A 23,695-nucleotide genomic window follows, 5' to 3' on the forward strand; every position below is an offset into this window, starting at 1 on the left:
CCGCAGGGAAGGAGGCGGCGCAGCCCGTGAGAGAAAAGAAGAAACGTGCGGTGCGCCGCCCGCCCGCCGGCGGCAGAACGGAGCCTCAGGCGCCGCTTTTTGACCAACAGACCGCCCCCATCCCCAAGCAGCCCCGGCGCAAGGCCGGCGAGATGCAGCAGATGGTGCTGCCGCTGGGGGCGGTGGGCATGGAACCTCTGGACGCGCCCGCCGAAAGCCGGGAACGGCCCCGCCGCGGCGCAAAAAAGCATAAGGACGAGCCGGCCCGCCGCCGGCAGATGACCCGGGGCGAAATGCGCCGCCGTCGTCGCCGCCGCCGCTGGCTCGCCTTTTTCTTTGTGGTGTTTCTGATGGCGGTGGGCTTCATCCTGTCGGTGACGGTGCTGTTCAAGGTCAAGCACATCGTGGTGGAAAATCTGGACAAGACCACCCCCGCCAACACCGGCATTTACACCGAGGACGCCATCCTCGGCGCTCTGGCCGTGCCCATGGAGGAAAATCTCTTCGGCTTTTCGGCGGGGGAGAAGCAGGCGGCGATGGAGCTGCAGCTGCCTTATCTTGAGGTCATCAAGGTGCGCCGCCGCCTGCCGGACACGGTGGTGGTGCAGGTGGCGCCGGCCACCGAGGCCTGGTGCGCCAAAACAAGCGCCGGCTGGGTCATCCTCAGCGACGGACTGAAGGTGCTGAAGGTTCAGACCGACCAGCCTGCCGACCTGCCGGTCATCACCGGCCTGGGCGTGAACACGCCCACCCCGGGACGCTATCTCTCCATGACCACGAAGGAACAGTCGGAGCAGATCAGCGACCTGATGCATCAGTTGTACAACGCGGGCCTGGCCGAGAGCTGCACCCGCATCGACATGGGCCTGGGCACCGACGCCTATTTCGTCTACGAAGGGCGGGTCAAGGTGCTGCTGGGCACCTTCAACAACCTGGATTACAAGGTGAGCGTGGCGACGCTGCTGCTGAAAAACGAGAGCGGCGAATACCTGGACGCCTCCGACCGGGGCACGCTGGACGTCTCCAGCCAGCTGGACGACTCCATCCACCGCTTTACCTTCGCCCCCGGCAGCTTTGAACAGGAGGAGAGCGAAGCTCCGCCGCCGGACGAGAGCGCTTCTTCCTCCGGTGCGGCTGCGTCTTCCGCCGCCGCCTCCGGCTCGCAGCCGACGTCTTCCGCCCCTGCTTCCGACCCGGCGCAGAGTTCCTCCGCATCGACTTCTGAACCTGCTTCCGAACCGGCCCAAAGCGCCGCACCCGCAGAATAAACCACAAACAGCCTCTGTTTTGAACAGAGGCTGTTTTATTTTGATAAAATATGTTATAGTGATAAAATGAACGACAGGCGAGCGGGAAAACGCTCGTTTTGCAAGGAGGAAACAGAATGAAAAAGAAAATGTTCCCGCGCGTTTGCGCCGGGCTGCTGGCAGTGCTGCTGCTGGCGGGCTGCGGCCAGGCAGCGCCCGGCAGCCAATCCGGCGGAGCGGGCACGAGTGAGGCCACGGCGGCGCTCTCCGCCGCGCCGGTGGAGACGGAGCGGGTGCCGGTGGTGGACGAGCAGTACGCGGACATTTTTGATGGGTTCGAAGTGGTGGGCTCTTTTCACGACGGCGTTGCCTTTGCGGCGAAATACCTTCCTTACAGCCCGGAATACTTCTTCCCGGAGTATTACCCGCTGGAATGCGGCTATCTGACGCTGGACGGCCAGTTCACGCCGCTGTATCAGGTGCCGAACGAATGGGAACTGCTGGACGCCACGCGGTTTGGCCACGGGGCCCACAGCACCGGCGGCGAGATGTTCATTCTCGGCACAACGGAGGGAATGTCCATGACCTCGGGCTATCACTATCAAGTGGACAGCGCGCCCCGGATGGATGAACAGGCGATGATGGACGAAGCCTTTCGGGTGGGCGACAACGGCTGGGTGCCCTACTTTGAAAACGACAAATGGGGCTACTGCGATCTGACCGGCGCGGTGAAACTGGCCCCGGCCTACGATTTCGTTCTGCCCTTTATCGGCGGCAAGGCGCTGGTCTGCACCTACGATGACGCCTATCGCTGGATGCTCATCGATGAGACAGGCGCGCAGCTCCTCGCCTTTGAAGAGGGGCCGGGCTACTCCGAGTGGGAGAAAAACGACTTCTTTGCCCAGCGCAAGGCGGGCGGTGAATACATCCTCATCTACGGCAAGGGCACGGGCGGCCTCTACCGCCAGGACGGCACAGAGGTGGCTGTGGAGTATTTCGTCAACAAGTTTGAGGAGAACGGCGGCTATGCGCTGTTCCATAAGACCGTATACGACCCGCAGGGAACGAAGCTGTATACCGCGGAGGATCTGGTGCGCGCGGGCGGCGTGCAGGACGGCTGCACCGTCTACACCGACGGCACGCTGTACGGCATCCGCGGCGCGGACGGCCAGGCGCGCTGTGAAGCCCGTTTTTCCGAGATCTGCCGCCTTGCCCCGGAGGGCTTCTACGCCCGGGAGAACACCAACCAGGTGAATCTGTACGACTACGACGGCAACCTGATGGAAGAAACGCCCGCCTGCCTGCGCATCGTCCAGAGCGAGGACGGTTTTGCCCTCTACGACGGCAAGGGAAACATCCTGAAGCAATACAGCGCGGCGGTGGACCAGAGCCCCGAATACTCCATGAACGGCAGCACCTTTTTCACCGACGAGGGCTTTGCTTATCTGCGTCTGAGCGACGGGGAGCTGCTCACGCTGCGCATCGCCTTTGAGGAGCGCCCGGTGGAAGCCGGCGGATCGGAGGAGAACTTCCCGCCCGAAGATCTGAGCCTTGCCTGGCAGACGGGTCAGACCGTTTCCTTTATGAGGACTTCCGCCGAATTTCATGAGGGCAAGGGGATAACAGCCCAGGCGTTTGACGCGCTGAGCAGCGCGGACCGGCGCCTTGTGGACATCAAGGGCGGCCTTGAATGGTACGAGACACTGGACGGGAAAATCGAAGTGCGGGACGGCGAGATGAACACGGTGTTTACCGTTTCCCGCGAAACCGTTGAGCGGAACGACAGCTTTCTTGGCACCCAACTGCGTTATATGGGCGACGGGCTGTGGAAGCTGGGGCTGAACGGCGGCTATGGCGACAACTTTGTCTTTGACCGGGAAGGCACGCTGCTCTGGCAGGGGCAGGGCGGTTCGGTGCAGGTGAACAGTGAAGGCTTTTTTTCCGCGGACAAAGAGTTTTACAGCGCGTCCACAGGGGAATTGCTGCAGATCGCCGGAACAGGGGGAGAAGCCCCTCTTTACGCACCGAACGGGGTATTTGACGGCGGCCTTGCCAACACCGACTGGGGTTATGCAAACACCCGGGGCGAGGTGGTGCTGGACGGCGAACAGCTCCGGCAGGCGGTGGCGGAATACCTGGGGCTGCCCGCGGAAGAGTTTATTCTGTATGCCGCTCCGTTTAACGGGGAGACGGCTGAACTTGAGGCGGCCTGCAACGACGGTGCCTACTATCAGGTGACCATCGACCGGCAGGGACAGATGCTGGACAGTGAACGGTTCGACGATGCCGTTGCGAACGATTCCGCTGTGGCCGCAAAAAATAAGGAACGGTGGGCCCAGCTGATGGAACAGCTGTCCGGCGCCGGGCTGAGAGCCTTTGCCGTCAGCAAAAGCCCGTCGGGCACGGACAACCTGCTCACCACCTACTCCGGCCGCACGGTCGAGCCGCCGGAGGGTTCGAAGTTTGGCGAGGGTCTCGTCCAGTGGGACGACAACTTTGCCTTCGTGGAGGTGGACCAGCACACCCCAAATAACCGCTATATTCTGGTGGACGCGCTGGGCGACACCTATCCGGACTGTGCCTGGGAGGCCGTGTATGTCTCCCCGGACGGCGCGGCCTGGGGCATGAACCGGTTCTTCAACGAGGACACCGGCGCCCTTGAGCGCTGCGAGATGACCCAGCTCAAGATAACGGTTTCCTGAACAAAAAACGGAAGGCCAGGCAGTTTGCCCGGCCTTCCGCCGTTTGTTCATTATTACCGCTGCACGAAGAACAGCTCGTACCACAAAATGAAGCTGTAAAAACTCCAGATCTTGGTCATGCCGCCGTTCTGGCCCGCCTTTTGGTCGTCCAGCAGTTTGAGAAGCTGGGGCACGTTGAAGAACTTCTCTGCCACCGGGCCTTCGAACTTCTCCCGCACCATCTGGTAGTATTTGTCCTGGCGCAGCCAGTCGTTCAGCGGTACCGGGAAGCCCAGCTTGCGCCGCTTGGCCACGCTCTCGGGCAGCTGCTCCAGCGCTGCCGCCCGCAGGGCGATTTTGGTCTCGCTCTTGGAAGAGCGGTACTCCGCCGGGATGGAGAGGGCCAGTTCCAGCATCTCCCGGTCCAGGAAGGGCACCCGCAGTTCCAGGCTGTTGGCCATGCTCATGCGGTCGGCTTTCAGAAGAATGTCGTAGAGCATCCAGGTGTGGATGTCCACCCACTGCAGCTGGGTGGGTTCGTCCAGGTCCTTCACATGGTCGAAGTAGGGCTTGAAATACTCCTCGGGGGCCTTGGCGTGGTAGTCCTTTTTCAGGTATTTGTCCCGCTCGGCGGGGGTGGAGAACACGTAGTTTGCCCGCATGCACCGCTGCCAGGGCTCCTGCGCGCCACGAACCAGGAAGTTGCGGCCCTTGAACTCCGGCAGGGCCCCCGCCGCCGCGCCCGCCGCCTTGCGCAGGGGGCGGGGGATTTTGGCGTACTCCTCAAAGTGATGGGCGGCGCAGTAAAGGGGATAGCCGCCGAACAATTCGTCCGCACCCTCGCCGCTCAGCACCACCTTCACATAGCGGGCGGCGTTTTTGGTGAGGAAGTAGAGGGGCACCTCGCTGGGGTTGGGCATCGGCTCGTCCAGATACCACTGGATGGTCTGGTTCGCCTCAAAGAACTCGTCGGCGTTCACCTTGTTGGCGATGCTGGGCACGCCGATCTCCTTGCTGAAGGCTTGAGCGTAGGGCAGCTCGGAGTACTTTTCTTCCTCATAGCCCACGCTGAAACTCTTCACGTGAGGCGTGCCTTTGGCCACTTCGTTTACCACAAAGCTGGAGTCCACGCCGGAGGAGAGGAAGCACCCCACCTCCACATCGGCAATTTGATGCACCCGCACGCTCTCGGCAAAGGTGTCGGCGATGGCCTTTTTCCAGTCCTCCAGGGTCTTGCTGTGGTCCACGTGGTAAGCGATGTCGTAATAGCGGCTCACCGTCAGCTTGCCGTCTTTGAAAGTGAAGCGATGAGCCCCCGGCAGCTTGTAGACGTTCTTGAACATGGTCTCGGCGTTGGGGATGTACTCGATGGAGAGATACTCCGGCAGCCGCTCCTCGTTCAGCTCTTTCACAAAGCCGGGATGGGGCAGAAAAGATTTGATTTCGCTGCCGAAGAGCAGCAGGTCGTTGTTCTGGTAGTAATAGAAGGGCTTGATGCCGAAGATGTCCCGCGCGCCGAAGAGGGTGCCCTCCGCCTTGTTCCAGATGACGAAGGCAAACATGCCCCGCAGCTTTTCGGGCAGAGCCTCGCCCCATTCCTCGTAGCCGTGCAGCAGTACCTCGGTGTCGGAGTGGGTGGCGAACACATGGCCTGCCGCTTCCAGCTGGCCGCGCAGCTCCATGAAGTTATAAATTTCGCCGTTGAACACCGTCACGAGGGTTTTGTCCTCGTTGAACATGGGCTGGCTGCCGCCCTCCAGGTCGATGATGGACAGCCGCCGGTGCCCCAGCGCCGCCCGCTCGTCCACATAAAAGCCCTCGCCGTCCGGCCCGCGGTGGGCGATGAGGTCGGCCATGGCCTTCAAAGTGGTTTTTGCTTCTTCAAGGTCGTGCTTTGCGCAAACAAAGCCGGTAATTCCACACATTGGCTGCTCCTTTTGCCTGGGTCAGTCCACCAGGCTCTTGTTGCCGAAATAGCGTTTGTATTTACGATAGTTGTTCAGCTGGTTCTTGATGTACCAGATGCGGCGCTTGAGGCCGGCGTCCTCCTTGCAGAACAGCTGGTGGCTCACCTTGCCCTGGCGCATCAGCTCCTTGGCCTCGGCCAGCAGGGCCTCGTCCTTCAGATACTTCTTGATAATGCCCGCCGGGGCGATCATCCACAGATGGTGCGCGTCGGCGATGGTCAGCTCCTGCTCCTTGTGCTCCACCACGTCATCCACCAGCCATTTGGCCAGGTTGTAGCCGCTGGCGGTCACGAAAAAGCTGCTGCGGCCCTGGCGGGGATTCATCTCAAACAGTTTGTATTTGCCGTCCCGGGCGTCGTACTTCATGTCGAAGTTGGAGAAGCCTTCCCAGCCCACGTCCTCCAAAAAGGCTTTCATCTTCTCCATCAGCTCGTCGTCCCGCACGTTCATGATGGCCGCGTAGTTGCCGATGCCCTCGGGGGTCTGCTCCTCCAGCAGGGGACGGCCCAGAGCCATCAGCTTCACCTTGTGGTCAAGGCCGGAATAGCAGTTCAGCACACGCATGCAGTTGTCGTCGCCGGGGATGTACTCCTGCAGCACCAGATTGTCCTGGTAGCTGGAAGAATAGATGGCGGCGGTGATGGCGTCGAACTCCTCCTTGTTGTAGGCCACGAACACCTTCTTCTTGTGGGGGAACTTGCAGTTCCAGTAGGCCACGCTGTTGCTGGCCTTGATGATGCAAGGGAAGGGGAAGGGCAGCTCCACCGTCTTGTAGTTCTCGTTGGTGCAGCCGAAGGTGCGGGGGTAGGAAAGGCCGTGCCGCTCGCAGGCCTGATAGAAAAACTCCTTGGTGTCCAGCTCCGCCACCAGTTCCGGGGTGGGGCAGGCAAACTTGTAATAGGGCTCCAGCGCCGCGCGGGCCCGGGCCATCAGCCCGGTGTAGTTGTCGCCGCAGCTCACCAGCACCAGCGTCTTGCCGGAGTGGGCCTTGGCAAAATCGGTCAGGGTGCGCACGAACACCGCGTCGTCTTCCAGGTTCGGCTCCACCACCGCCATCTTCACCAGCTTGGAGTTTGCCGTGGCGGCCAGCGCTCCCTTGCCGATGGCAAGGCTGGTCACGCCGTATTCCATGTAAAAGCTGCGGGCCATGCCGTAAACGTTGGCGTCGCTGCCCAAAAGCACAGGGAGAAGGTCTTTCATATCCATCACCTTTTTTGAGAATTCAGTGTCTCGTTTATTCTACTTCTTTTATGGGGCCCTTGTCAATTTGCCGCCCCCTTTTAAACCGTCGCCGTTTGTAGTATAATAAACTCTATATTGGGCAGTTACGCCCTTTTACGGGAAAGGAACAAAAACAGTATGTGCGGAATCGTGGGATTTACCGGTCGGCGCGCCGACCGTGAGGAAATATTGAAAGCCATGATGGACGCCATCGCCCACCGCGGGCCGGACGGCGCGGGCAGCTATTTTGGCGATGGGGTGGCTCTGGGCCACCGTCGGCTTTCCATCATCGACATCGAGGGCGGCCGCCAGCCCATGTTCAACGAGGACAAACGCCTGGCGGTGGTGTTCAACGGCGAAATTTACAACTTCATGGAGCTGCGTGCCCAGCTGCAGGCGGCGGGCCATGTCTTTGCCACCGACCACTCCGACACCGAGGTTCTGCTCCACGGCTATGAGGAGTGGGGCGAGGGGATGCTGGAAAAGCTGCGGGGCATGTTCTCCTTCGCCATCTGGGACGAAGCGGACCAGAGCCTCTTCTGCGCCCGGGATCCCTTCGGCATCAAGCCTTTTTATTATTACACCAATGCCGAGGGCGAACTGCTCTTCGGCAGCGAGATCAAGAGCTTTCTGCCCCATCCCGGCTTTGTGAAGGAGCTGAACGAGGAGCGTCTGGAGCTCTACCTCACCTACCAGTATTCCCCGGGGGAGGACACCTTTTTCAAGGGCGTCAAAAAACTGCTGCCCGCCCACTGGCTGCGCTGGAAAGCGGGCGAAGTGTCCACCGGCCGCTACTGGCAGCCGAAATTCGAGGCGGACAACGGCCCCGACATGACCGGCTGGGAAGACAAAATCGAAGCCGCCATGAAGGAGAGCGTGGCCGCCCACAAAATTGCCGACGTGGAGGTGGGGTCCTTCCTTTCCTCCGGCGTGGACTCCAGCTATATGGCCTGCCTTGCCAAGGTGGACAAGACCTTCACCGTGGGCTTTGCCAACAAGCAGTATGACGAGACGGAGTACGCCTCGGAGTTCAGCAAATTCCTGGGTGTGAAGAACTTCGCCTACCGCATCGAGCCGGAGGAATACTGGGCCAATCTCGGCCGCATCCAGTACCACATGGACGAGCCCCTGGCGGACGCCGCCAGCGCCGCCCTTTACTTCGTGAACCGGGAGGCCGCCAAGCAGGTGAAGGTGTGCCTTTCCGGCGAGGGCGCGGACGAGTTTTTCGGCGGCTACAACATCTACAAGGAGCCTTTCACCGTCAGCTGGTACGACAAGCTCCCCCTGCCCCTGCGCCGGGCGGTGGGCGCGGTGGCCGAGCTGCTGCCGCCGGTGCACGGCGTGAACTTCCTGGTGCGGCGCTCCAATCCCCTGGAAGAGCGCTACATCGGCAACACCAACCTGATGGGCGAGCGGCAGAAGAAAAAGCTGCTCAAGCACTACACCGGCCGCGTCAAGCCCACCGACCTCTCCCGGCCTTTCTTTGAAAAGACCAAAGGGCAGGACCCGGTCACCCGCATGCAGTACACCGACCTGCACCTGTGGCTGGCGGGAGACATTCTGCTCAAGGCGGACAAGATGAGCATGGCCAACAGCCTGGAGCTGCGGGTGCCTTTCCTGGATAAGGAAGTGTTTGAGGTGGCCCGGCACATCCCGGTGAAATACCGCGCCAACGCCGAGGGCACAAAGCTGGCCATGCGGGGCGCGGCGGCCCGCAGCATCCCCGAGCGCACCGCCGACAAGAAGAAGCTGGGCTTCCCGGTGCCGGTACGCGCCTGGCTGCGGGATGAGCAGTACGCCGCCGTGGTGCGAAAGGCCTTTGAGAGCGAGGCTGCGGCCCGGTTCTTCAAGACGCAGGAACTGAAAAAGCTGCTGGACGACCATGTGTCCGGCAAGCGGGACAACTGGCGCCAGATCTGGTGCGTGTTCATGTTCCTTGTGTGGTACAACGAATATTTTGTAAAGCGCTGAGCATACGCAATTCATAAAGGGAGGCTGATTTTATGAAACTTTCCCAGTTGATGGAAGGGCTGGACTATCTGGTCCTGCAGGGCGACGCCGAGACCGAAGTGGTGGACGTTGCCTACGACTCCCGCAAGGTGCAGCCGGGCTTTGCCTTTGTCTGCGTGGTGGGCACCAACCGTGACAGCCACGATTACGCCGAGGATGTGGCCGCCGCCGGGGCCAGCGTGCTGGTCATCCAGCACAAGCTGGACGAAATCCCCGCCGGCGTCACCGTGGTGCAGGTGGAGAACAGCCGCCATGCCCTGGCCATCATGAGCTGCAACCTCTTTGACAACCCTGCCAAAAAGATGACCATGATCGGCGTCACCGGCACCAAGGGCAAGACCACCACCGCCCACATGATCCAGGCGGCCCTCATCGCCGCCGGCAAAAAGTGCGGCATCATCGGCACCAACGGCACCGCCTTCGCCGGCGAGCGCCATGCCCTGGCCAACACCACCCCCGAGAGCTACGAGCTGCAAAAGCTCTTCTCCGAGATGCTGGCCGCCGGGTGCGACAGCGTGGTGATGGAGGTGTCCAGCCAGGGGTTGATGATGAGCCGCGTGGACGGCATCCACTTCGACGTGGGCGTGTTCACAAACCTTTATCCCGACCACATCGGCGGCCCCGGCGAGCACCAGAGCTTTGAGGAATACCGCGCCTGGAAGGGCCAGCTGTTCCGCCGCTGCGATGTGGGCGTGGTGAACGTGGACGACAAAAACTGCAACACTCTGCTGGCGGGCCACACCTGCCGGCTGGTCAGCTATGCCATGCACAAGGACGCGGACTTTGTGGGCAGCGGCCTGGAACTGGAGCGGGGCGAAAACTTCCTGGGCATCTCCTACCAGCTCAGCGGCGTGTGGAACGCCCGCGTGCGGGTGAACATGCCCGGCGAGTTCAGCGTCTACAACTCCCTGGCCGCCCTGGCGGTGGGCCAGGTGCTGGGCCTGCCGATGGAGGCCGTCTGCAAGGGCCTGGAGCAGGTGAGCGTCAAGGGCCGTGTGGAGCTGGTGCCGGTGAGCAAGCGGTTCACCGTGCTCATCGACTTTGCCCACAACGAGGCTGGCACCGAGAACCTGCTCACCACCTTGCGGGCCTACCAGCCCAAACGTCTGGTGGTGCTCTTCGGCTGCGGCGGCGACCGCAGCCGCCTGCGCCGCTACGGCATGGGCGAGGTGGCCAGCCGCCTGGCGGATTTCCTCATCCTCACCGAGGACAACAACCGCTTTGAGGAAGTGCAGGCCATCCTGGCGGATATTAAAATCGGCATCGCCCAGGGCCGCCCCGACGTGCCCTATGTGGAAATTCCCGACCGTCTGGACGCCCTGCACTACGCGCTTGACCACGCCCAGGACGGCGACATGATCGCCGTCATCGGCAAGGGCCACGAGACCTACCGCGACCGCAAGGGCAAAAAGACTCCCTTCCTGGAGCGGGAGCTGCTGCTGGAATACGCGCAGAAGATCGGCCTGGAATGAGCCGAAGGAACACAACGAAACACGAGGAAGCGAACGAACGACATGCCCATCATCGGTATTGACCTTGGAACCACCAACAGCCTGGCCGCGGTGTACAAAGACGGCGCAAGCCGCCTTGTGCCCAACGCTTTTGGCGAAACTCTCACCCCCAGCGTTGTCAGCATCGACGAGGACGGCGCGGTGCTGGTGGGCAAAGCCGCCAAGGAGCGGCTCATCACCCATCCCGAGCGCACCGCCGCCGCCTTCAAGCGGGACATGGGCACCGGCAAGACCTTTTCCCTCGCCGGGCGCACCTTCCTGCCGGAGGAGCTTTCGGCCCTGGTGCTGCGCCGCCTGAAAGAGGACGCGGAGGCCTATCTCGGCCAGCCGGTGGAGGAGGCCGTGGTCAGCGTGCCCGCCTATTTCACCGACTCCCAGCGCGCCGCCACCAAGCGGGCGGGAAAGCTGGCGGGCCTCAAGGTGGAGCGGCTCATCAACGAGCCCAGCGCTGCGGCCCTGGCCTGCTACGACCCCGAACAGGGCGACGCGGCCTTTTTGGTCTACGACTTCGGCGGCGGCACGCTGGACGTCTCGGTGGTGGATTGCTTTGAAAACGTGGTGAACATCCTGGCCGTCAGCGGCGACAACCAGCTGGGCGGCAACGACCTGGACGCGGCCATCGCCCACATGTACTGCCAGGAGAACAACATCGACTACGACGCGCTGGAGCCGGGCCTGCGGGCCATCCTGCTGGCCCAGGCCGAGCAGTGCAAACAGACCCTCACCACCGCTCCCATGGCGGTGATGGTGCTGGACCTGCCGGGCCTTGTGGGCTCCATGAGCCTCACCGGCCAGAAGCTCATCGAAAACGCCGCCACCCTCTTCGGGCGTATGCGCACCCCGCTGCAGAAGGCCCTGCGGGACAGCGGCCTTGCCCCCCGTGAGCTGCGGGGCGTGGTGCCGGTGGGCGGCAGTTGCAAGATGCCGGTGGTGCGCCAGTACCTCTCCCATCTGCTGGGCCGCCCCCTGCTGGACGCCGGCCACCCGGACACGGTGGTGGCCCAGGGCGCGGGGCTTTACGCCGCCATGAAGGAGCGCAAGGCCGAACTGCGCCAGATGGTGCTCACCGACCTGTGCCCCTTTACCCTGGGCGTGGGCGTACATAACCCGGCGGACGAGGACAACCTCATCATGAGCCCCATCATCGAGCGCAACAGCGCCCTGCCCACCAGCAAGGTGGAAAAGTACTACACCGTCAGCACCGGCCAGACCAAGCTGCACATCCAGATCTTCCAGGGCGAGGCGATGTACTGCGCCGACAACCGCAAGCTGGGCGAGCTGGACCTGCCGGTGCCGCCCGGCCCCGCGGGGCAGGAGGGCGCGGCGGTGCGCTTCACCTACGACATCAACGGCATCCTGGAAGTGGAGGCCGAGAGCCTGTCCACCGGCAAGGCCATCAGCGCGGTGCTGGTGGGGCCGGGCAGCGGCCTCTCCGAAGAGGAGGCCAAAAAGCGGCTGGAACAGCTGCAAAAGCTGAAGATCCACCCCCGTGACCGGGAGGAGAACCGCCTGCTGCTGGCCCGGGGCGAGCGCCTTTGGAAAGAGACCCTGGGCGAAGTGCGCGAGCAGGTGGGCCGGGTGATGGAGGCCTTCCAGGAGGAACTGGCCAGCCAGGAGCCCGCCCGCATCTTGCGGGCAAGAAGCCGCTGCAAGGAGCTGCTGGACCGGCTGGAAGCCGGCAGCGGCCTGGACGACCAGAGCTGGGACGACTTTTTTGACGATAATGGCGAGGACGAAGAATGAACTTCTGGCAGACACTGGGCATCGCGCCCACCACCGACGTGGCGGCCATCCGCCACGCCTACGCCGAAAAGACCCGCACCTGCCACCCCGAGGATGACCCGGAGGGGTTTGATAAGCTGCACACCGCCTTCAGCGAGGCGATGCAGTATGCCCGGCGCGCCCGCCGCCCGGCTGCGGCGGCTCCGCAGGAGGAAAAACGCCCTGCCGCCGCGCCCGCGGCCCCTGCGGTCTCCGGCAGCCGGGAAAGCTGCCTTGCCGCCGAGCAGGCGGCGTATCTGGCCTGGATGAAAAAGAACGGCTCCGCCGCCCGCCAGACGGCCGAAGGCGATGCCTTCGACTTTTCCGCCGCCGAGACGGCGCTCCGCCGCGCCCCCGCGCGGCCCAGAGAGCCGGGAGACGAGGAAGAACAGCCTCCCACGGCGCAAACGCCGCCGGAGCCCCAGCCGCAGTTCGATTTTGACCATCTGCCCCAGCAGGTCAGCCGCCAGCGGCGCCAGCGTGCTCAGGCGCTGGCGGAGCGGCTGCGCGCGGCCTGCGGCCCCGATGCGGACCGCTGGCAGGCGAAGGACATTCTGGAAAGCGAAGAATTCCGGGAGCTTCAGCACACGCCGGAATTTTTGGAAACGCTGGTCAAATTGCTGCAAACAGAACCCGCCTGTCTGGAAAAACTGGCGGTGGACCTGGCCTATGCCTACGGCCTGAAAAAATCGGACAAGGCCCCGGACGCAGCCCACGAGGCGCTTTTCGCTCTGCTGCGCCCCCTCTGGCAGGCCCATTGGCAGAAAGCCCAGGAACAGAACGCCAGAGAGACCGCCCGCCCGGGCAACATTGCCGCGCTCTGCGTCGGCGCGATCGCCGTGATCGTGCTGCTGGCTGCCCTGGACGGGCTGCACATCGTCCTGCGCCTGCCGCTGACCCTCTTGGGCGGCGCGGCGGCGGTGGTGGCAACGCTGCTGGTGCAGCGCATGCAGGCCCGGGGCTGGCTGCCCACCAACCGCGTCCTGGCGCTGCGGGCATTCCAGGTGTTTTTCCTTGCCCTCTTCTTCTTCAACGTCGGCCCCGCCAGTGCGGCCTGCCTGCTGGCCTGTTATGTGTCCGCCGCCTTGCCCGGGCGCAAATGGTACTTCCGCCTGTCCAAACGGGCGCGTTTTACTCTCACCGCCGCCTGCGGTGCGCTGGGCCTGCTTTTGGTACCTGCTTCGGCCTTTCTGATGCCGCCCATCACCAACGACGTGGCCTTCGCCGCCATCTTCGGCTGGTGTGTGCTGCCGCTGGCCTTCATCCGCTGCATCGTCAGCAACTGCCGCTATTATAAGCTGGCCGCCCGCTATGGGCTGTGACAACAAAAACGCCCGCCCTTGCCGCAAGGCAAAGGGCGGGTATGTTATTTTGTGGTGGTCAATCTGTTGGCTCCAACGGGAAGGTCACCTGCCAGTCGCCCTCCACATGACGTCCGGCGATCCAGAAATCACCGTACAGTTTGTACTGAGAAAAGCCCCCGGCGGGCTCGCAAAAGACTTCCTCCGTGTAGTCGATACGCTCATCGGCCTGGGTGATAAAAGAGGTCGAATAATAACTGTCCACCCGCTGTCCGCTTTCGTCCAACAGGTAAAAGTAACCGTGATTGTCGTTGTTTGCGTGGTCTCTCACCGCCGTTTGCAGATGCAGCTGTCCATCCACCAGCGCCGCACCCGTCAGATCGATGCCTTCCACGGGAAAGTCCGGGTCTGCCGCGCCGGGCACAAGCACGGTCGTAAACCCCCGCTCGTAACCGGGACCACCTCCGCCGTTCGAATGCACAGTTTGCGTTTCCGTGGCTTCTTCAAAGCAGGAGAGGTCAAGGGGGATGGAAATGCCCTCGTAAACATGTCTGCCGCTGACCAGTTGGCCCACCGAAAAGGTGATTTTGTTCCCGGTAAGGGCGTTGCCTTTCATCTCGGAAAGTGTGACCAGAAACGTGGAGGTGCGGCTGGCCTCATCGTAGCCCACCCGGCTGCAGGCGGCAACGCAGTCGAAGGGGGTGTGGATGGCGTAGCTGTCGTTCAGGTCCACCGGCCCGTCGGTGAACTCGCCGGTGGTGTCCTGCACCGTCAGATAGATTTGAGCGGTGTCGTCCTGAATGTAAACAGACACCACCTCCATGCGGATGCCCTGATCCTCGCAGCTTTCCTGCACAGGGCGGAAAAACTGTGCCACAGCAGGGCTGACCAGATACATCAGCCGATAGATGGGTTCCACAGAGGCAAAAACCGGCATTGCCAGCGCCAGCAAAAGAACAAGAACGGCCAGCGCCAGCGCAGGCCTGCGCCAGGTCATATGCGGTTGGGGCGCGTCGGCTTCCGCGGCCAGAGCGGCGGCCATGCGGCGCTTTGCATCCTCCGGCATGCGGAGGCTCTCCACGGCAGGTTTCAAGCGCTCAAATTCCATCCTCTGCGGCCTCCTTTCCGTATTGCTGTGCCAGCAGGCGGCGGCCCTTTTGCAGCCGCATCTTCACCGCCGACGGCGTTCTGCCGATGATCTTCGCCACTTCTTCCACCCGGTAGCCCTCCACATAGTGCAGCACCAGCACGGCCCGGAACTTTTCCGGCAGGGCCATCAGGGCGTCCAGCATCTCGCGGCCTTCGGCGTCCGGCGCGGGCAGGTCAAGTTCCTCAAGGGGAGTCTGGGGATGGCGCGCCCGCCGCCGGTGCACATCCCGGCAGTGGTTGGCCGCCACCCGCAAAAGCCAGGCCTTTTCGTGCTCCGGCGTTTCAAAGGCCGGGGCCTTTTGAAGATACTTCAGCAACGTTTCCTGCACCGCGTCCTCCGCGTCAGCGGTGCTGCCCAGCAGCACAAGACAGAGGCGGAACAGCCGGTCGCCGTGGGCCTCCACCGCAGCCTGTGCCGCCGCCGGCGAAATGCTTGGTCTTGGGGCCATGCCATCATCTCCCTTCACCCTGTATACGCTCCAAAAGGCCGAATGGTCAATTTTTGTTGATTATACCGCATCCGCGCCCGCCCCAAAACCCCAAACACATACAAGCCCCCTCTCCCCGCATAGAATGGCAGGGGAGAGGGGGCTTTTTTATGTCTTTGGAACCAATGCTCAAAGCCGCCCAGGACCGGGGCATGAAGCTGCGCTCAAGGCTGGTGGCGGGTTTCTTCGCGCTGGTGTGCTTCGGCGGGCTGGCGGCGCGGCTGTGGTACATCCAGATCACCGACCACGATTTTTATGCCGGGCGGGCCAGCGGCCAGCAGCTGCGGGATACAGTGGTGCCCGCGCCCCGGGGCGACATCCTGGACGCGAACGGCGTGCCGCTGGCGGTGAACGCCACCTGCTGGACCATCCGGGCCGCGCCCCGGGAAATGGCCGACGAGGACGTGGAACCCGCCAGCCGGGCGCTGGCGCCGCTGGTGGGCATGGAGTACGAAGAACTCTATGAGATACTGTCCCAGCGGTCCAGCAACGACGCGCTGCTGCTGCGCCGGGCGGACCGTCAGACCGCCGACGCGGTGCGCGAGACCTGCGCTGAAAACGGCTGGGAGGGCATCCTGCTTTTGGAGGACACCAAGCGCTGGTACCCGGAAGGGGACTTTGCCGCCAGCCTGCTGGGCTTCACCAACGTGGACAACGTGGGAATGGCGGGCCTGGAACTGGAGTACGACGAGCAGCTCACCGGAACCAGCGGCCGGGTGCTCAGCGCCAAGAACGCCTGGGGCTACGACATGCCCACCGGCTACGACACCTACATCCCCCCGGTGCAGGGCAACACCTTGCAGCTCACCATCGACGTGAACGTGCAGCATTATCTTGAAAACTACCTCAGCTACGCTGTCGAGGCCTACAACGTGAGCCAGCGGGCGGTGGGCATCGTGATGGAGGTGGACACCGGCCGTGTGCTGGCCATCTCCACGAAACCCGACTACGACCCCAACGAGCCGCGGGTGCTGGCGGACGAGGAGACCCGCGCCTTTGTGAACAGCCTTTCCGGCGAGGAGCGCAGTGCCGCCTTGCAGCTGGCCCAGCAGACTCAGTGGCGCAACAAGGCGGTGAGCGACCTCTACGAGCCGGGCTCGGTGTTCAAGCTCATCACCTGCGCCGCCGCGCTGGATACCGGCGCGGTGAGCCCTTCCAGCACCTTCGTCTGCGGCAAGGCCTACAAGGTGGCGGGCATTCCTTTCCACTGCGCCAACCACAAGAGCCACGGCACCCAGACAGTGGCCCAGGCGCTGGCCAACAGCTGCAACCAGAGTTTCATCCAAATCGGCCAGCAGCTGGGCGTGCAGGACTTCTGCGATTACTTCGAGGCCTTCGGCCTGCAGGGCGCCACCGGCATCGATCTGCCCGCCGAGCCGAAGAAGTCGGAATATTACACCGCCGACCGCATGGGCCCGGTGGAGCTGGCCAGCTGCGCCTTCGGCCAGTCCAGCAAGATCACCCCCATCCAGATGCTCACCGCCGTCTGCGCGGTGGTGAACGGGGGCAACCTGATGCAGCCCTATGTGGTGGAAAAGATCACCGACGCTTCCGGCAACGTGGTCAGCACCACCGAGCCCACGGTACGCCGGCAGGTCATCCGCCCCGAGACCAGCGCCCTGATGTGCCGGATGATGGAGGGCGTGGTGAGCGAGGGCAGCGGCAAAAACGCCTATGTAGCGGGCTACCGGGTGGGCGGCAAGACCGGCACCAGCCAGAAGCTGGACTCGGAGGACGAAGAGGCCCGCATCGCCAGCTTTGTGGGCATTGCCCCGGCGGACGACCCGAAAATCGCGGTACTCATCGCTCTGGACGAACCCCACACCTTCGCCAACGGCGGCGGCGCGCTGGCGGCCCCGGTGGCGGCGCAGGTCATCGAGGAGACCCTGCGCTACTACGGCGTGCAGCCCCAGTACACCCCCGAGGAACAGCAGCGGCTGGAAAACCAGGTGCCCGACGTGACGGAACTTCCGGCGGAGGCCGCCGCGGCAAAGCTGCAGGAGGCGGGCTTTGCCGCCCGGGTGGTGGGGGAAGGGGACACGGTGGCGGTGCAGTACCCGGCGGCGGGCGAAACGCTGCCCCGGGGCTCCACCGTGCTGCTCTACACCGAGGCGGACGCCGTGCGCCAGGTCACCACCGTGCCCAGCGCGGCGGGCCAGACCCTGGCCGAGGCCACCGATACCCTGCACCGGGCCGGCCTGAACATCAAGGCGGAGGGGGCCGCCGAGATGGAGGGCGCGGTGGCGGTGGGCCAGAGCAATCCCGAGGGGGAGCAGCTGCCCCAGGGCAGCCTTGTCACCGTGACCTTCTACGACTACACCGTGCCCGCCGACGAGGACGTGAAGATGGACTAAACCGGGCAAAGCCTGCGCACACTGTTAGGGCAATGCTCACGCAAGGAGGCGGTCAGCCTGTTCGCTCCAAACCATTCGTCCCGCGTCCCGGCCCCAAAAACCGCCGTGCCCGCCGGGGCGGCCCCCCGCCGCGCCCGGCAAAAGCGGGAAAAACGGCCCCTGCCCCCCTGGCTGCAAAAGCTGCTGGGGGCAGGCCAGCCCTCCCTGGACCTGCCCTTTCTCATGCTGGTGCTGGCGCTGGTGGCCTTCGGGCTGGTGATGCTCTTCAGCGCCAGCTACGCGGTGGCCATGTACCGCCGGGGCACCCCCTACGCCTACATCCGGCCCCAGCTGCTCTACGCGGCGGTGGGCCTGGCGGCCATGTACGTCGCCAGCCGGGTGGACTACCACATCTACCACAAGCTGGCCTGGCCGGTGATGGGGGTGTCGCTGGTGCTGCTGGTGGTGGTGCTCTTCATGCCGGAATACAACGGCTGCAAGCGGTGGATCGTGCTGCCGGTGGGCACCTTGCAGCCCAGTGAAATTGCCAAGTTCGCCGTCATTCTGGTGTTCAGCCACATCATCTCCCTCAACCACACCCGCATGAAGCGGTTCTCGGTGGGCGTGCTGCCCTTCGCCGCCATTCTGGGGGTGCTGGCGGTGCTCATGCTGCTGGAGCCGCACCTGTCCGGCACGCTGCTGCTCTTTGGCATCGGGGCGGTGCTCATGTTCGTGGGCGGCACGGGGATGCGCTGGTTCGCCATGGCGGCGGGGGGCGGCATCGCGGCGGTGGCGGCGGCGCTGGTGTTCCTGCCGGACCTTGTGCCCTACGCCGCCGACCGCCTCAACAGCTGGCTGAACCCCTTCGCCGACCCTTTAGGCGACGGGCACCAGACCATCCAGAGCCTTTACGCCATCGGCTCCGGCGGCGCCACCGGGCTGGGCCTTGGCAACAGCCGCCAGAAGTATCTTTATGTGCCCGAGCCCCAGAACGACTTCATCTTCTCCATCGTTTGCGAGGAGCTGGGCTTCATCGGGGCCTGTCTTGTGATATTGCTGTTCGTGCTGCTGCTCTTGCGGGGCATCACCATCGCGGTGAACGCGCCGGACAAATTCGGCGCGCTGCTCACCGTGGGCTTCACGGTGCAGGTGGTGATGCAGGCGGTGCTGAACATGGCGGTGGTCACCAACACCATTCCCAACACCGGCATCAGCCTGCCCTTTTTCTCCTCCGGCGGCACCAGTCTGATGATGCTGTTGGGCGAGATGGGCATCGTGCTGTCGGTCAGCCGGCAGGCGGGCCAGCAGAAGTATTAGAAAAAAGCCCACGGGGGCATAGGGCGGTGGTCGTAAAACAGTTAACAGCCACAGTAGTTTTGCTCTTGTATCTTATCCTGTTATATGATAATATGGGGCCGACAAGATATACAAATCGGGATTTGGCGGAATAAGGAGTGTATTGTAATGAGATTGGATGGATATGGGCTGTTCGTTAAGAACATGGCAACAATGATCCAGTTTTATCGAGATGTATTAGGATTTGAGATCAAAGAAGATGAAAACACTGATAATGTATACTTAGTAAAGGATGGCACCCTCTTTTTGCTTTATGGGAGAAATGATTTCGAAAAACTAACAAGCAAAAGATATGAGTATCTTACGGGAGTAAATGCACATTCTGAGATGGCGTTGTATGTTGACACATACGAGGAAGTTGATAAGCAATATAAAAATGCTATTGACCATGGCGCAACTTCTTTGTTAGAACCAACTACTGAGCCTTGGGGACAAAGGACGTGCTTTATTGCTGACCCAGAAGGAAATATCATCGAGATCGGTTCGTGGAACAAGCCCTATGAGGATAAGGATCTATAATGTCGACAACTTCCAGTTTGCCGGGATGCTGTAAAATACTTTCCGGACAAAAGGGCGCACTTCTATACTCTACTGTCGGGAGTATCGTGCGTCCTGCCGAGCTTCATTCGACCTCAGCAGAAAAACTGCATGACCGAGGATGTTGCGTCACTTTTTCCGTCAAGGTGGCTACACCCCCTTGCGCCGCTAAAGCGGCTATCCCCTGTGAACTTGCTGGCGGCGAACGGTTTTGACAAACCGTTCGCCGCCAGCAAGTTTGAATTATGTGTAGAAAACAATCCTCCGTATGATTGCAACCATGCGGAGGATTCACTGTTTTATGAACACCGCTCTATTGCGCGGAATTTTCGCCGCCCCGGCGGGCTTTTTTTCACCAAATCCGCCCCCGGAACATACAGTGGGCCATGGCACATTGGTATGGTTTTGAGGGGGGCGAAAGATCTTGACGGAATATATGTCGATCCGGGGCGGCAGGCCCTTGGAAGGAACGGTGCGGCTGCCCGCAGCGAAGAACAGCGTGCTGCCGCTTTTGGCGGCGTCGCTGCTGTGCAAAGGGGAGAGCGTGCTCTCCCAGGTGCCCCGGCTTTCGGACGTGGAGCAGAGCACGGCCATCCTCGCCACGCTGGGCTGCCGCTGCCAGTGGCGGGGGAGGGGCCTTTTAGTGGATGCGTCCGGAGCCGGTGGGGACGGTGCACTGCCGGAAGGCCCGGTGCGGGCCATGCGCAGTTCGGTGTTTTATCTCGCGCCGACGCTGCACCGCTGCGGGCGGGTGAGCATGACCATGCCCGGCGGCTGCAATCTGGGGCCCCGGCCCATCGACATCCATCTGGACGGCCTGGTGAAGATGGGCGCGCGGGTGCAGTGGCAGGGCGAAAGCCTCACCGTCACCGCGCCCGAGGGCCTCTCCGGGGTGGATTACAGCCTGCGCCTGCCCAGCGTGGGGGCCACCGAGACGCTGCTGATGGCGGCGGTGCTGGCCAAGGGGGAGACGGTGCTGCGGGGGGCGGCGTCGGAGCCGGAAATCGCGGACTTGGCGGCCTTTCTTTCCGCCTGCGGGGCGAACATCCAGGGCGCGGGCACGCCGCTGGTGCGCATCCGGGGCGTGGAGGCATTGCACGGAGCGGCTCACACCCCCATCCCGGACCGCATCGTTGCCGCCACGCTGGCGGCCGCCGTGGCCAGCGCCGGGGGCCGGGTGAAGCTGCTGGGCTGTCCCTGGGAGCCGCTGGCCCCCACCATGGAGATCCTCTGCCGGGCGGGCTGCGCCGCCGAGCACGGCGGAAACACGGTGACGGTGAGCCGCGAGGGGCCGCTCAAGGGGGTGGGCCGGGTCTACACCGGGGTGTACCCTGCCTTTTCCACCGATGCGGCCCCCATGGTGGCGGCGGCGCTGCTCACTGCCTCGGGGCGCAGCGCGGTGGAGGACACGGTGTTCGAAAACCGCTTCGCCTGCGCCGAGGGCTTCAGCGCCCTGGGCGGCAAGGCGGTGCGCTGCGGCCGCGCGCTGGAAATAGAGGGGGTAAAACGCCTGTCGGGCGCGGACCTCACCGCCCGGGACCTGCGGGGCGGCGCGGCGCTGGCCGTGGCGGCTCTTGCGGCGGAAGGGGAGAGCCGGCTGTTCGGCCTGGAGCACATCCGCCGGGGCTACGGCGACCTGGCGGGCACCCTGCGCTCGCTGGGTGCCGAGGCGGTCTGTCAGCGCGGGTGAGCGGCAAAAGGGAGGGGGCCTTCGGGTCCTCTCCCTTTCGCCTGTGCCGGAAGGGCGTAAAACGGCACACTGCGGGCAAAAAACCGCAAATTCACCAGCCCCTGCCACTTGAATTTCTGCCCTGTGTCTGTTATTCTATTATTAGTTTTACATTCTACGGTGGCACAGTCTGCCCCGCAGCTGGATGTGGGCACAAAAAAGCTTAGGGGGAAGTTGCAAGATGGCTTTCATTCTCGATGAAGAGATGCTGAATATTACGAATATCAAGGTGATCGGCGTGGGCGGCGGCGGCGGTAACGCCGTGAACCGCATGGTGGCCGCCGGGCTGCAGGGCGTGGAGTTCATCGCAATGAACACCGACCAGCAGGCTCTGCTGAACAGCAAGGCCACCCAGAAGGTGCAGATCGGCACCAAGCTGACCAAGGGCCGCGGCGCGGGCGCCGACCCCGAGGTGGGCCAGCGCGCCGCCGAAGAGAGCAAGGACGAGATCGCCAACGCGCTGAAGGGCGCGCAGATGGCCTTCATCACCGCCGGCATGGGCGGCGGCACCGGCACCGGCGCGGCCCCCGTTGTGGCCGAGGTGGCCCACGACCTGGGCATCCTCACCGTGGGCATCGTCACCAAGCCCTTCGCCTTTGAGGGCCGCCGCAAGATGAGCCTGGCCGAGCAGGGCATCGCCGCGCTGCTGATGCATGTGGACAGCCTGATCGTTATCCCCAACGAGCGTCTGAAGCTCATCAGCCAGGAGAAGATCACCCTGATGAACGCCTTCGAGGCCGCCGACAACGTGCTGCGCCAGGGCGTGGAGAGCATCTCCAGCCTCATCAACATCCCCGCCTTCATCAACCTGGACTTCGCCGATGTGCGCAGCATCATGAAGGACGCCGGCTACGCCCACATGGGCGTGGGCAGCGCCAAGGGCGCGGGCAAGGCGGAGAACGCCGCCAAGGCCGCCGTTTCCAGCCCCCTGCTGGAGACCTCCATCTCCGGCGCCCGGGGCGTTATCATCAACATCACCTCCTCGCCGGACATCGGCCTGGAAGAGGTGGAGCAGGCCTCCAGCCTCATCACCCAGTCCGCCCATCCCGATGCGAACATCATCTGGGGTACCACCTTCGACGAGAACCTGTCGGACGAGCTGCGCGTCACCGTTGTGGCCACCGGCTTTGAGAACACTCCCGCCGCCGCGCCCCGCACCACCGAGGCTGCCCCGGTGCACTCGGTGCCCCAGCCCGTATTCAGCGGCGACAGCACCGCTGCGGCTGCCCCCGCTCCCGCCGCCGAGACCAAGACCGAGGACGACGACGAGGATTACTTCAACCAGATCATGGTCCTGCTGAACAACCGCAAGTAACCGGCCCCAACACCCAGCGAAAGGAGGCAGCGCCATGGCGGACAAGCCCACTCCCGGTGAGTTCAAAACAAGCCTGATGGGCTTTCAGAAAGCGCAGGTGCTGGCCTACATCGACGAGCTGAGCGCGAAGGCGCTGGAGACCCAGCGCAAGCACGAGGAAGCCGCCGCTGCCCTGCGCAGCGACCTGGACGCCGCCCGTGCGGACAACGAGCTGCTGCTGGAAAAGACCAAAGAAATTTGCGACAAACTCTCCGGCGAGGAAAAGCGCGCCGGCGAAGCCGAGAGCCGCGCCCGCGCCGTCAGCGAGCAGCTGCTGCACATGGAAGAGACCGCCAACGGCTACAAGAGCCGCCTGTTCACCAAGGAGCAGGAGACGGTGGTCCTCCGGGCGGACAACGCCCGCCTCACCGAGGAACTGGAGCGGCAGCACAAGCTGCTGGAGCAGGCCCTGGCCGACCTGGACACCGCCCGCACGGAAGGGGAGGAGAAAGCCCGCCTCGGCCGTGAGGAGCTGGAAAAGGAAAAAGAGGAAGGCCGCCGCCAGCTGGAGCTGGAGAAAGCCCGCCTGGAGCAGACCCGGCGCGACCAGCAGGCCACCGCCCGCGAGAGCGCCCAGCAGATGGCGGACACGGTGCTGCTTTTGCGCCACCAGCTGGAAGAGGTGGACCGGCAGATCGCCGACGCGGCCGACCGGCTGCAGAAGGCCACCGGCGCCATCTACACCGTTCTGGGCGAGACCGAGCAGAATCTGGTGACCCTGGGCGCCCAGGCCGAGAGCTTCCCCAAACCCCTGGAAGCGGCCCCGAAACCCCAGTCCCGCCCCGAGCGGGAGAAGCGTCCGCCCCGCCGCCCGGCACGCCGCCGCACCGTGAGCGAAGGCCTGCTGGACCTGCTGGAACGGGCCCTGCGTGAATAAAAGACGAACGCCCCGGCCGAATCGGCCGGGGCGCTTTTTGTATATCGAAAACCACTCGCTAGGCGAGTGGTTCAAAAGAAGACTAATGTCGATAATGGGAAAAGAAAAACTCCCTTTGCTATACTGGGAGTGCGGTCTGCCAACTGCACAAGCAAGCAAAGGGAGGTCATTCA

The 23,695-nt window shown here is 63.3% G+C and carries 16 protein-coding genes; 12 read left to right on the forward strand and 4 right to left on the reverse strand.

Features of this window, described 5'->3' with window-relative positions; translation table 11 throughout:
* The first annotated feature begins 26 nt into the window (after nt 1–26).
* Together ACMNAY_RS08705 and ACMNAY_RS08710 are read left to right on the forward strand one after the other, a co-directional pair.
* Nucleotides 27–1,268 carry a cell division protein FtsQ/DivIB gene (locus ACMNAY_RS08705; protein ID WP_394968835.1) on the forward strand — a complete coding sequence of 414 codons (1,242 nt, stop codon included), beginning with the start codon at nt 27–29 and terminating at the stop codon, nt 1,266–1,268.
* Between the two features lie 116 nt (nt 1,269–1,384).
* Nucleotides 1,385–3,949 carry a WG repeat-containing protein gene (locus tag ACMNAY_RS08710; RefSeq protein ID WP_418719122.1) on the forward strand — a complete coding sequence of 855 codons (2,565 nt, stop codon included), beginning with the start codon at nt 1,385–1,387 and terminating at the stop codon, nt 3,947–3,949.
* A 53-nt stretch (nt 3,950–4,002) separates the two neighbouring features.
* Here ACMNAY_RS08710 and asnB (ACMNAY_RS08715) read toward each other — a convergent pair whose 3' ends face one another.
* The gene (gene asnB / locus ACMNAY_RS08715; RefSeq protein ID WP_418719123.1) at nt 4,003–5,853 is read right to left on the reverse strand and encodes an asparagine synthase (glutamine-hydrolyzing); all 1,851 of its coding nucleotides are present in this window, start codon (nt 5,851–5,853) and stop codon (nt 4,003–4,005) included.
* 21 nt (nt 5,854–5,874) lie between these two features.
* Nucleotides 5,875–7,095 carry an ATP-grasp domain-containing protein gene (locus ACMNAY_RS08720; RefSeq protein WP_418719124.1) on the reverse strand — a complete coding sequence of 407 codons (1,221 nt, stop codon included), beginning with the start codon at nt 7,093–7,095 and terminating at the stop codon, nt 5,875–5,877.
* A gap of 159 nt (nt 7,096–7,254) precedes the next feature.
* Between ACMNAY_RS08720 and asnB (ACMNAY_RS08725) the strand changes: the two genes are divergently transcribed.
* Genes asnB (ACMNAY_RS08725) through ACMNAY_RS08740 form a run of 4 tightly spaced genes read left to right on the forward strand, consistent with a single transcriptional unit; the run spans nt 7,255 to nt 13,720 of the window.
* Nucleotides 7,255–9,087, forward strand: a complete 1,833-nt coding sequence (gene asnB, locus ACMNAY_RS08725) for an asparagine synthase (glutamine-hydrolyzing) (RefSeq protein WP_418719125.1) — start codon at nt 7,255–7,257, stop codon at nt 9,085–9,087.
* Nucleotides 9,088–9,119: 32 nt separating this feature from the next.
* Nucleotides 9,120–10,598 (forward strand): UDP-N-acetylmuramoyl-L-alanyl-D-glutamate--2,6-diaminopimelate ligase, encoded by a 1,479-nt coding sequence (locus ACMNAY_RS08730; RefSeq protein ID WP_418719126.1) that lies wholly within the window; start codon nt 9,120–9,122, stop codon nt 10,596–10,598.
* A gap of 42 nt (nt 10,599–10,640) precedes the next feature.
* The gene (locus ACMNAY_RS08735) at nt 10,641–12,380 is read left to right on the forward strand and encodes an Hsp70 family protein (RefSeq protein ID WP_418719127.1); all 1,740 of its coding nucleotides are present in this window, start codon (nt 10,641–10,643) and stop codon (nt 12,378–12,380) included.
* Nucleotides 12,377–13,720: a hypothetical protein gene (locus ACMNAY_RS08740; RefSeq protein ID WP_418719128.1), complete on the forward strand. Its 1,344-nt coding sequence runs from the start codon at nt 12,377–12,379 to the stop codon at nt 13,718–13,720. Before ACMNAY_RS08735 ends, ACMNAY_RS08740 begins: the two co-directional genes overlap by 4 nt.
* A gap of 58 nt (nt 13,721–13,778) precedes the next feature.
* Here ACMNAY_RS08740 and ACMNAY_RS08745 read toward each other — a convergent pair whose 3' ends face one another.
* Both ACMNAY_RS08745 and ACMNAY_RS08750 read right to left on the reverse strand, forming a co-directional pair.
* Nucleotides 13,779–14,807, reverse strand: coding sequence for a hypothetical protein (locus ACMNAY_RS08745; protein WP_418719129.1), 1,029 nt, complete (start codon nt 14,805–14,807; stop codon nt 13,779–13,781).
* A complete protein-coding gene (locus ACMNAY_RS08750; protein ID WP_418719130.1) occupies nt 14,797–15,297 on the reverse strand; it encodes an RNA polymerase sigma factor in 501 nt (166 codons plus the stop codon). The genes ACMNAY_RS08745 and ACMNAY_RS08750 overlap by 11 nt, the downstream gene beginning before the upstream one ends.
* Before the next feature lie 149 nt (nt 15,298–15,446).
* On the opposite strand from ACMNAY_RS08750, the gene ACMNAY_RS08755 reads away from it, so the two are divergent.
* The 6 genes from ACMNAY_RS08755 (at nt 15,447) to ACMNAY_RS08780 (ending at nt 23,522) form a co-directional block, all read left to right on the forward strand.
* The gene (locus ACMNAY_RS08755; protein ID WP_418719131.1) at nt 15,447–17,690 is read left to right on the forward strand and encodes a penicillin-binding transpeptidase domain-containing protein; all 2,244 of its coding nucleotides are present in this window, start codon (nt 15,447–15,449) and stop codon (nt 17,688–17,690) included.
* A gap of 222 nt (nt 17,691–17,912) precedes the next feature.
* The gene (gene ftsW, locus ACMNAY_RS08760) at nt 17,913–18,986 is read left to right on the forward strand and encodes a putative lipid II flippase FtsW (protein ID WP_418719134.1); all 1,074 of its coding nucleotides are present in this window, start codon (nt 17,913–17,915) and stop codon (nt 18,984–18,986) included.
* A 147-nt stretch (nt 18,987–19,133) separates the two neighbouring features.
* Nucleotides 19,134–19,544, forward strand: coding sequence for a VOC family protein (locus ACMNAY_RS08765; protein ID WP_209344500.1), 411 nt, complete (start codon nt 19,134–19,136; stop codon nt 19,542–19,544).
* 454 nt (nt 19,545–19,998) lie between these two features.
* Nucleotides 19,999–21,252: a UDP-N-acetylglucosamine 1-carboxyvinyltransferase gene (locus ACMNAY_RS08770; protein ID WP_418719135.1), complete on the forward strand. Its 1,254-nt coding sequence runs from the start codon at nt 19,999–20,001 to the stop codon at nt 21,250–21,252.
* A gap of 220 nt (nt 21,253–21,472) precedes the next feature.
* The gene (gene ftsZ / locus ACMNAY_RS08775) at nt 21,473–22,606 is read left to right on the forward strand and encodes a cell division protein FtsZ (protein ID WP_418719132.1); all 1,134 of its coding nucleotides are present in this window, start codon (nt 21,473–21,475) and stop codon (nt 22,604–22,606) included.
* Nucleotides 22,607–22,640: 34 nt separating this feature from the next.
* Entirely contained in the window at nt 22,641–23,522 is an 882-nt protein-coding gene (locus tag ACMNAY_RS08780) for a hypothetical protein (RefSeq protein WP_418719133.1), read from the forward strand.
* The last annotated feature ends 173 nt before the right edge of the window (nt 23,523–23,695 follow it).

The organism is Candidatus Allofournierella merdipullorum, from assembly GCF_048426865.1.
Lineage (GTDB): Bacteria > Bacillota > Clostridia > Oscillospirales > Ruminococcaceae > Allofournierella_A > Allofournierella_A merdipullorum.